The organism is Candidatus Zixiibacteriota bacterium, assembly GCA_018820315.1.
Lineage (GTDB): Bacteria > Zixibacteria > MSB-5A5 > JAABVY01 > JAHJOQ01 > JAHJOQ01.
Window position 1 is genome coordinate 1 of record JAHJOQ010000109.1, and the last position, 10,889, is coordinate 10,889.

General features: G+C 51.1%; 6 protein-coding genes. 5 read left to right on the top strand and 1 reads right to left on the bottom strand.

What is annotated here, in order from left to right; all coding sequences use genetic code 11:
* Nucleotides 1-2,569: hypothetical protein (locus KKH67_10745; protein ID MBU1319654.1), on the bottom strand; the 2,569-nt coding region annotated here is incomplete at its 3' end.
* 884 nt (nt 2,570-3,453) lie between these two features.
* Between KKH67_10745 and rocD the strand changes: the two genes are divergently transcribed.
* The 5 genes from rocD to KKH67_10770 form a co-directional block, all read left to right on the top strand.
* The gene (gene rocD / locus KKH67_10750; protein ID MBU1319655.1) at nt 3,454-4,746 is read left to right on the top strand and encodes an ornithine--oxo-acid transaminase; all 1,293 of its coding nucleotides are present in this window, start codon (nt 3,454-3,456) and stop codon (nt 4,744-4,746) included.
* 184 nt (nt 4,747-4,930) lie between these two features.
* Entirely contained in the window at nt 4,931-5,779 is an 849-nt protein-coding gene (locus KKH67_10755; protein MBU1319656.1) for a hypothetical protein, read from the top strand.
* A gap of 192 nt (nt 5,780-5,971) precedes the next feature.
* On the top strand, nt 5,972-6,883 hold the full coding sequence (locus KKH67_10760) for an ABC transporter ATP-binding protein (GenBank protein ID MBU1319657.1): 912 nt from the start codon (nt 5,972-5,974) through the stop codon (nt 6,881-6,883).
* A gap of 21 nt (nt 6,884-6,904) precedes the next feature.
* Nucleotides 6,905-10,273, top strand: coding sequence for a hypothetical protein (locus KKH67_10765; GenBank protein ID MBU1319658.1), 3,369 nt, complete (start codon nt 6,905-6,907; stop codon nt 10,271-10,273).
* 46 nt (nt 10,274-10,319) lie between these two features.
* The coding region (locus tag KKH67_10770; protein MBU1319659.1) for a TolC family protein at nt 10,320-10,889 on the top strand (570 nt) is incomplete at its 3' end.

The window sequence follows — 10,889 nt, forward strand, 5'->3', positions numbered from 1 at the left end:
AGAGACAGGTTGACGGATCAGCCGGACAGGCATCGTCGATAAGCATACCGGTCCAGGTGGCAGAACCGAGAGGATCCATCTTAACATCGACATCAACTGCCGACGCCACGTTAATCACGTAGTGAATGTCCTCACCACCGTCATAGCTGCCGAGACAGGTCTCCGATACGAAGTTCTGTCGTCCGCAGGTCGTCTGGCCTGCATCCAGGTAATCGAGATCACCCGGTAGATTAATCACGAGAGGATCATCGCAGTTATCACCAGGCTCAGGCGGTGGGCATTCAAGCAACGTGAAGCGGAACGAGAATGGAATTTCGATACCGTTACAGCTCCCATCACCCATAAATACCGGATAGTAGTAGGTCGCAGGACCTGTCAGGTAATCAAAGTGTGTAATCGGCTGCGAGCTTGCAGTACCGCAATCCACCCATTCGTTGCTCGTGTAGAGAATGTAATTCGGGCAGTCGTCGCACTGTGCGTAAACGACCACACCAAGACACTCAACATTGAGCGGGGTAGCTACGTCGCAGTAGTCCATGGTAGCATGGGCACATGCATACTCATCTTCGAAGTAATACCATACGGCATTCCAGTCGAGGACGCCGGGGCAGTCGATCGTGGCGCCAACTGTGGTGCCGTTGACTTCCATGCCACTGGTCATGAGCTCGGCACCGATGCACTCGTCGTTGCCTTCAGGAATCGGGCAAGGATCATCGACGCAGTTCTTGGTGCCATCCCACTGGCCACCCAATCCGGCGCATTCGCTCGGGGTGACATCGTCGCATGACGGGCTGAACGGATCGCCGTAGCAGCAACGTCCAACCGGCGGCTCGCCGCAGGTCAGAGTAGCTACATAGTCGTTATCCGCGCCGCATGGATAGCCATCGTAAACCGAAGCGCTTACGAACAACCAGTGTGTTCCGGCGGTCAGATCCATATTGATAAGCTGGCTTGTGCAGGGATCACCCACCGCGTACGGATTGAGGGCTGTAATGCAGCCGCAATCCGGCGAACCCATCGGGCAGCCGTCAATGTAACCGACTACGAATGGGAATTCGGCTTCGCACTCGAATGTGATATTGGCATCAGCGGTGAGAACCAGCTCGAACCAATCGGTGTCACGCGTGGAGCCACTGGCCCAGACCGTTCCACAGATTGTTTCGCCACATGCAATCGGCTCCCAGGTCGGGGTGCCCATGTTGCAGCCACCGTTCATATCGGAACCGCATGGCTCGCTCTCAGCAACGCCTTCCGGCGGACAGTCTGCGCATGGGGTCTCAACCGGACACGGATCGTCGACACAGTTGAGGCCACCGGCAAATGTGCCACCATAGGTGTCCACACATTCGGCGTATTCAATTCCATCAACACAATTCGGGGCCATCGGATCGCCATAGCAGCAACGACCAGTACCGCCGCCTCCACAAGAGACAGTAGCAACATAGTCGTTCTCAGAGCCGCATGGCAGATCAAACCAGCCGTTGGAGCTGACGAAGAACCAGTAGTAGCCGGCAGCCGTCGCAGTGTACGTAACAGAAATTACGTCGTTGCAGGAACCGGTAGTGTACGGATCGAGCGATGCCGCACAGCCGCAGGACGGCGCTCCGTCAGGGCAACCGGCAATATATCCGATTACCACATCGAATTCGGCCTCGACCGTCCATGTGATCGGACCCGGAGCTCCGACATACACTTCGTACCAGTCTGTGTCACGGGTGCTAGTGTTCGCCCAGATGGTTCCGCAAACGGTCTCACCACAGGCAATCGGTTCCCAGGCCGGGGTCACCATGTTGCAGCCGCCGTTACCGTCGTCGCCGCAGGCTTCGCTTTCCATGGTGGCGCCAGTCGGGCATTCCACGATACACTCTTCGAATATGTACTCTTCGACGTGAAGAGCATAATCGCCGTAATCGCCACCGTAGCCATCGATCACGATGTAATAGGTGTTGCCACCAGTGACAGCCATGCCCTCAATAAGGGACCTGTATGTGCCACCTGAGCATCCATCATCATCGCAGTCATATGCTGCGGCTGCGCAATCGTTTTCATAGACAATGACCTTCGTGTCATAACCCGAGGCACAAAGATCAATCGTGATCTGCATGCTCGCGCCGGGTGTGAACGAATAGACCACGTCTGGAGAATCCGAATCGTATGGGCACGTGAATACGCCCACTTCTTCGTAATCATCGGCGTACCCAGCAGTCGTTCCCATATCGTCATACGGAAGAGCTCCGATGACCGTGGCGGAGGCGCAAACGTCTCCACCCTGGCGGATCTTGCTCGGATCGACTTCGTTTGTGGGACCGTTGTAGGCCGCTTTGTCGGGCCTATCGGCCAACACCGAATTTGGGCTGGGACCAGGATTGTATCCATCGGGAGCTATTGTCCCGATAGATGCATTCGGGTTTGAAGGCCAGGAACTACCAGGGCTGGCTACCTTTGTTTGGCTCAATTTGAATTCTAGATCTTCAGGATGAGGTACAACCTCACCGAAGGCAAGGGCAAAGAGCGCCACAATGAAAGCCATCGCTGTAGAAACTTGCAATACCTTCTTGGTTGTTGACATGAACTCTCCCTCCGTTGCAGGTAAGATTTGGTTACTCTACGATTTGATTTGGCAACAATACTTCCCCCACATGTATCGGCCTATCATGAAAAAGAGCTGAGTCTCCCTCCTTCCAGAACACTTATATGTGTGACTAAAGTTTTAAATGATGGTAAACTTTTTATAGCAAGACTTCTTATTCGGTAAGAAGCATAATTTGGCTATGGTCTTAAATTCGGATTCGACTGCAAACTTGTAATGCTTTGCGCTACAAAAAGTATACTAGGTTTGGCGTACCTTACAAACAAAATACATCCTGCTTGACCACATGTCAAGAGATATTTTGATTTCAGAAATCTTATCATATAACATCGGTAATATTGGTCGCAAATAAGAGGCGCTGCAACCGGTTGAGTTTCTTGCCTTTAGCATCCGCGAGTGTGCGTACTCCGTATGGGCCCACGTGAAGAGAGATCAAAAGTCGGCAGCTGCTCCCCACTCATGCTTGTCAGCCCGCAGTTTTGACCCGAAAACGCTTATTCGAGTCTGTCTGATCTGACATGTTATTCCCGGACGCAGCGACTTGGCAGAAGAGTATCCGGACATATCCGCGACTTCACATTAACGCGTATGTCTACTCGGCGAAGATTTCGATATTCACCTCACCCATTGCACGATGGTTCAGGAAGCTGATTGACCCGGTTCCTATTGAGACAACATATACTCAAATGATCCATCCCGACAGCTCAGCCAAAATTCAATAATAAGATGAACCGGAACGGTCTCGTTTGTTGTTACGATTTCGGCCTGGATAACTAACGCTGGACTTGACAAACCCGACTTAAACATTATATAGGTCGGTGCCTGAGGGGCAGAGTTCTGACAAGCTGAAAGGAGATAACATCATGATAGAATCGACCAAGGCTCAGAAGACGCCCACGGACAAGACTGGCTTCTCGAGTTTGACGGATACTGAAGTAATGAAATCTGAAAGCACATTTGGAGCCCATCATTATCGCAGACTGAAAACCGTCGTGCGGAGAGCAGAAGGTGCCTGGCTATACACTCAAGATGGCAAGAAAATTCTTGACTGCCTCGCGGCATACAGCGCGGCAAATCAGGGGCACAATCATCCGACAATCGTCGCTGCCCTGGTTGATGCTCTGCAGCAAAGATATGGATCAGTTGTCTCCAACGTCGTCTACACCGACCTCCTCGCTTCCTTTCTGGAGAAAGTAGCCACCATGCTTCCGAACCTCGCTCCAAGGTTTGGCGGTGAAGGCAACAAGGTACTTCCGAAGAACGGAGGAGTCGAGTCTGTTGAGACTGCTGTCAAACTTGCCCGCTATTATGGATTCCATGAGAAAGGGATACCTGACGGCAAGCAGGAGATAATCGTCTTCAAGAATAACTTCCACGGCAGAATGATAACTGTCATTTCATTTTCGACAAACGAGCATTACAAAAAAGGTTTTGGTCCGCTGACTCCCGGATTCAAAGCTGTGGATTTCGGTGATCTCGACGGAGTCGAATCCCTGATGAATGAGAACACTTGCGGAATCCTTGTTGAGCCGATGCAGGGTGAAGGCGGAATGTATCCGGCACCCCCCGGATTCCTTAAAGGACTTCGCGAACTCGCGGATAAGAATGACCTGCTATTGATTTTCGACGAAATTCAGGTCGGCCTCGGTCGAACCGGCAAGATGTTCTGCTTCGAACACGAGAATGTCATTCCGGACGCTATTGTCCTCGGCAAAGCGATTTCCGGCGGACTTGTCCCTGTATCTGTCATGGTCACAAGCGCAGAACTGATGGACATGGCGTTTTCACCCGGCTCCGATGGTTCCACATTCGGTGGCTATCCACTCGCCTGTGCCGCAGGCATCGCTGCTTTAGGTGTTATAGAGGATGAGAAACTTGCAGATCGCTCAGCCTCAATGGGCAAGATCCTGAAAAACAGAATCCTCGACATCGCCTCGCGTTCTTCGCATGTCAAAGAGGTTAGAGGCGAAGGGCTGTTCATCGGCATTGAGGTCAAGAACGGTAATGCCATGGAATTCTGCTCGAAACTTCTCGAAATGGATATGCTGGCCAACGACAGCCATCACCACACGATCCGAATCAGCCCACCACTTATCATCGGTGATAGCGAGATCGATTATATCTGCGAAAGACTCGAAAAAGTACTCGTGGACTAACAATAGCGATTACAAGAAGGCCCGTCCCCTAATGGATGGGCTTTTTCAATAATAGTGACATCCCCTCTACATTGATTTCTTGCAAGTTTCTGTACCGGACTGTGTCAGATACGTAATTAGCTGATTTCGCCGCTGATGCGAAATCGATGTTCGTTATCGTCACGATATGTAGGAAGAGGTGTGGATGACTAGTCTAACTCAGTGTTGGAAGTCGGTGATTGTAATCGCCGCAGTCGGTTTGATTCCTGCTGCGTTGATTGGCTGCAAGTCTAATTATATCGCCGGCCAATGGGCAAGTGATCCGATGTCAGTCGATGGTCAAATCGGCGACTGGGATGGAATTCCGATCACATACTTCGAAGACAAAGGCGCTGTGCTCGGAATGGCCAATGACTCCTCCAACCTCTTCATCTATCTGCGATTTCGAGATCCCATGTGGGCAAGATCGATCAAGATGACAGGATTGACGATCTGGCTCGATGCCAAAGGCAAGAAGAGTAAAGACCTCTCAATCCGATATGTAGGCGGAATCACAAAAGAAGAGATGACGGAGGCTATGGAGCCGAATTCAGATGCCATGACTCGAATGATGGACGAGGAACAGCGCAAGAAGATGGATGAGAAGTTGTCACAGCCAGATCAATTCACCCTTGTCGATGAATCACGCTGGTATCTGCCGAAAGATCTCGATTTTGAAGGACTCAACGGTCCGGCAGTAGCCTACGCATCGGAACAGGGCTTCTACAACTACGAATTCATGATTCCACTGCATGAATGCACCGATGGATTCTACGGCCTCGGTGTTCACCCCGGTCATGTATTGGGTATTGGGGCAGAATGGGGCGACATGGGAATGGGTCAGCGTCCATCCGGGATGCGTGGTGGAGACGGACCGTCCGGAGGAGGAATGCCTCCCGGGGGCGGTAGAGGCGGCGGACGTGGTGGTGGTCCTCCGGGTGACAAGCGCCCAGAGATGCCTGAAAAACAGGAAGTGTGGTTAAGAACAACACTCGCGGTGAATATGCAAGAATGAACGCTGCAGGCTTCGGGTGATTCCACAATCTGCTCGCGGCCGCTACATAGTAGCTGCTGCAACATAAAGCCGCACTCACCGTACGGATCAGTACGATCGGAGCGACCGTTTTCGTATTGCGGTTCGATGATGTTTGCTGTATCGTCAGGCGTGTAGCCCCGGCACTCAGTTGTCACACTGGAGAATAATCGGTTGAGAATTGCCATTCACGATCTTTTCAAGCAATACAAGGGTGGTAAGCAAGCCCTCAAAGATGTCAATCTCGACATAGGCAGCGGCATGTTCGGCCTGCTCGGTCCAAATGGCGCGGGCAAGACCACCCTGATGAGGATTCTTGTAACTCTGATGAAGCAGACTTCCGGAGAGGTTACGATAGACGGTCTCGATCTGCATAAGAACAGAAAACATATCAGGAAGATGCTAGGGTATCTCCCGCAGGATTTCAGCGTGTTTTCACGATTAAAAACGTGGGAATTCCTCGATTACTCGGCACGGCTCGCCGGGCTGCGTGGTCGCAAGCTGCGGCTCGAACAAGTCGACCGTGCGCTGGAGGAGGTCGGCCTTTTCGATGTTCGCGAGCGAAGAGCTACAAAACTGTCGGGAGGGATGAAAAGGCGCCTCGGTATTGCGCAAACGATGATCGGTGATCCGAAGATTATGATCGTAGATGAACCGACCGTCGGGCTCGATCCGGAAGAGCGACTTCGATTTCGCAACACGCTCGCTGACCTTTCGAGAAAGGATATGATTATTATTTTGTCGACTCATATTGTCGGAGATATTTCATCAACCTGCGGAGACATGGCCATTCTCAACGAAGGGGAGATAGTCTTCAACGGTTCTCCTCAATCTCTCATAGAATCGGCTGAAGGGAACGTATGGATGTGTAGCGCCACAGATGCAGAACTTGATGATTTGAAGAGGACTTATCCCGTTATCTCCACTGTACCTTCAGAGCAAGGTTGGGAAGTCAGGCTTGTCGGCAAGAAATTGGGCGGGCACAAAACCACTCTTGCAGCTCCCAATCTCGAGGACGCTTATATCTGTTTCATGCAGAGAATCGGTGGAGAAGAAAATGTCCTCGCAGAGTATGAGGCATGGTGACATGTTGATCGGAGAACGTACGTGATATCGCCATTTCTTATCTGGACAATCGCAGTCTATGAAGTCAAACTGCTTCTGCGTGACTGGTCGTTCCGGATATTCGTACTGATCGGTCTTTTCGTGGAAATCGTAATGAACATCGGTTTTGCGACGAAAGCGGGACAGGTACCATATCCATTTCACGCGCTCGCCGGATCACTTCCGATGATGAATCTCAAGCTGCTGAACGTGTATCAGGGGGCAATCGCCGCCTTTCTCGCATCTGATTTCATCAAGCGCGACCGCAAACACGATTCGACTCAAGTAGTCCACACTCGCTCGATGACCAATGCCGACTACATCATCGGCAAGTCAGCAGGAATTCTCGCTGTCTTTGCACTCCTGAATGCACTTGTCCTCCTCATCGGATTCGCATTCCATGTGATTTTCTCAGATACGCCGTTCGCCTGGCAACCTTACGTCTATTATGCGCTGCTGCTGAACCTCCCAACACTGATCTTCATGATTGGAATCTCATCACTGCTGATGAATCTGATTCGGAGTCAGGCGGTCGTGTTCGTGATCCTGCTCGGTTTCGAAGTGGCATCTCTCATCTATCTCGGACGGCACATGTTCTTCGTTTTCGACATCTTTGCATTCTACCTGCCGGTCATGTACAGTGATTTTGTCGGACTGGGTAATGCAGACAGCCTGCTCGCCATACGGGGAGCATATTTCCTGCTCGGTCTCGCTCTAATCGGGCTGTCAATCCTTTTCATGAAGAGGTTGCGTCAGTCGAATCTGGTCAACATTATTGTTGGAACAGTCTCCCTCGCGGCCTTCGTGGCTGCAAGTGTGCTCGGATACAACTACATGAATGACAATCTCGAAAATAGAGATTTTCGAACACTGCTCAAAGAGACAAGTTGCACTGTTACTGACATCCCGATTGCAACCACCATCGACTGCTCGATTAAGCTCGACCATAATGGGAGAATGATTAACGCTGTAGCCGATCTGGTTGTCGTCAATCACACCGGAAGCGATCTTGACTCTCTTCTCATCGTGCTGAATCCCGGATTGACCGTCACTTCGGTGGCGTCGGCATCAAATCCATGCAACTTCCGCAGAAACGAGCATTTGCTGTGGATCAAATCGAGCAGACCGCTGATTCCGGGAGCCAATGACACGATTTCGATCACGTATTCCGGGTCTATTGACGAGCGCATCTGCTACCTTGATCTCGATGAAGAGCGAATCGAGGGCATATTCTCCTGGTTTCTCTTCTCCGTGCCGAAACGGTATGCTTTCATCGAAAATGACTTCGTTCTTCTAACTCCGGAGACAATCTGGTATCCTGTAACAGGTTTGACTGACGGACTTAGCTATCCGAAATCAGCAACGCGTGACTTTGTGAACTTCGAGCTGGATGTCCGTGTCAGGCATGACTTGACCGCAATTTCTCAGGGAAGAACAACTATTGACACGACTACATCAGACCGCAGTTTCTCATTTAGGCCGGATGTTCCGTTGCAACAGGTATCATTGGCTGTGGGCAGATATGAGTCGCTCTCTATCGAAGTCGACAGTACGGTATATGCCCTGCACATACTCCCGGGACATAGATACTTCGACAAATATTTCGATCAGATAGTTGACTCCCTCCCCTACCTCATACGTGAAATGAGAAACGACTACGAATTGCAGATTGGACTCGATTACCCATATAATCGGCTCGATCTTGTCGAAGTTCCGACGCAGTTTTACTGCTATGATCGCCTCTGGACATTCTCGAAGGAAACCGTCCAGCCACAGATCGTGCTCCTCCCTGAATTGGGAACGATATGCGCAGGGACAGATTTTGTCCGTATGCAGCACATGGGAACTCGCCGTCAGGAGCGCGCGAATCTGGCTGAGTCGCCCGAGGAGATTCAAGCACAGTACTTTACCGGTTTCGTTCGAACTGATTTGCTCGGTATCGAGAGCGATCCGAGAGATTTTCTTCAGGAGAACGGGATAGAGCCTCGCTATCACATCCTGCCGAATTTCATATCGCACTCTATAGGTCTGGTATCTCAGAGATGGCCGGCGATAAACTACGCCCTCGAATCGTACATTTTCAATCGGGCCACCCCGCCCCAGGATACCCGCTGGCGGTCCTGGAGCGGACTGACCAGTGCGGAAAAGGCAAATGTCGTTCTGAGAGAGAATTCTCTTGCTGATGTAATCACCGGAGATTTCGACACTGACATCACATCTACAGTGATGAAGGAGAAAGGCCGGTATCTGTTCGCTCTGCTTGAAGCCGACGTGGGAAGCGAGAATTTCACGACGATTCTAAGCGACTTCATAAGAGACCACCGGTTCACAAATGCGCTGACCGACAGCTTCATAGCATCAATCGAAGATTTCTCGACGATCAATGTGCCGAATCTCATCCAGTCGTGGTACAGCGACACACTCCTACCCGGCTACATCATAAGGGATGTTGAGAGCTACAAAGTCTACGATCGCGAGAGGACCCGTGTGCAGACCAAGTTGTCGATATCCAACCCTCAGGCTGTAGATGGACTCGTCACTCTCGGCTTTCGCCTCGGCAATCGCAGACAATCGCTGGTTCCCTGGTGGCGCAGAGGATCACAGAAGTACGATGCTGAAAGATCTGTGGTCATTCCCTCCAACAGTCGGAAGGAGATCGGAATCGTCCTTGATGAGCCGCCATCGGAGATGGTGATAGAGACCTATGTGTCACTGAACCTCCCATCGATCATCCAAGTGCATTTCGGTGACAGGCAACTTGACAAGAACGCTGAGCCGTTCGACGGGGAGATACTGACAAGTCTTGAGACGGCTCCTCAATCGGATGCCGGTGAGATGGTAGTCGACAACGAGGACCCCGGTTTCATGGTGCTGACTCTCGCTGAAATGAACCGCTTCAGAAACTTCCTGCTGACCACATTTGCGTCTGCTGACGTTGAGGCAGAAGAGTACGAAGGCATACGTTTCTGGGACCTTCCAAGAAGCTGGGCAGCAACCACTGACAGCCGGTTCTATGGCGAATTCGTCCACTCAGGTGTTTACAAGAGAACCGGGGATGGCGGCTTCAGGGTGTCGTGGAGCGCGAATATTGAAGAAGAAGGAACATACGACGTTTATTTCCATAATCCCAATCTGGAAATGCCTCGCTGGGGCAGACGCGGTCGAGGACGTGTTGATAAAGGCGAGGAAACGTTCTTTGTGTATCATGAGGATGGTGTTGACAAGATTGTCGCCGATCTGAATGCTTCCGAGGAGGGCTGGAATCTGCTGGGGACTTTTCATTTGCAGGTTGGAGAGAACAGCGTAGAATTGACAGATCGAGGCGATATGAACTTCGTGACTGCCGACGCGGTGAAATGGGTCAGGCGGTAAGCGTGATGAATCAGAATCTATTCATTATATAAGGAAGATTAAAAGTATGTGTGCATATCACAAGACGTCACGTGCAAGGTATCCAGCAATCATCCTCCCGGCAATGCTGATCGCACTAACAGCTTTGCTGTTGCTGCCTTCGACAGGTTTCTCCGAAGCGCTCACATTGCAGGATGCACTGCAGATTGCTCTGGAGAACAGCCCCTCTATTCGGCAGGCACGAAACAGCCTGGAGAGTGCGGAAGCTAGTCTGAATGCCGAAGAAGCATCGCTGAAATCGCAATTCAGATTCGATCTGACGCCTTTTAGCCTGGTGAAAGATAGAACAGTTGATGCATTCACTCAGGAATGGTACACGGCTGAGACTCAAAGCTCCGCAGCGAGATTCAGCGTGAATCAACGCCTGAAATGGACAGACGCTAGTTTGACGTTAGCCAATAATTTCGACTGGTCGAAAACTTCGAGCGAACGGGAAAACATCGGCAAGTTCACTCGAACGACATACAGAAACAGCCTCAGTTTTGGCCTCAGCCAACCGTTGTTCACCTATAATCGCACCAGGCACACACTCAGATCGCTGGAGCTGAGCTATGAAAATTCGAGAATAAACTACGCA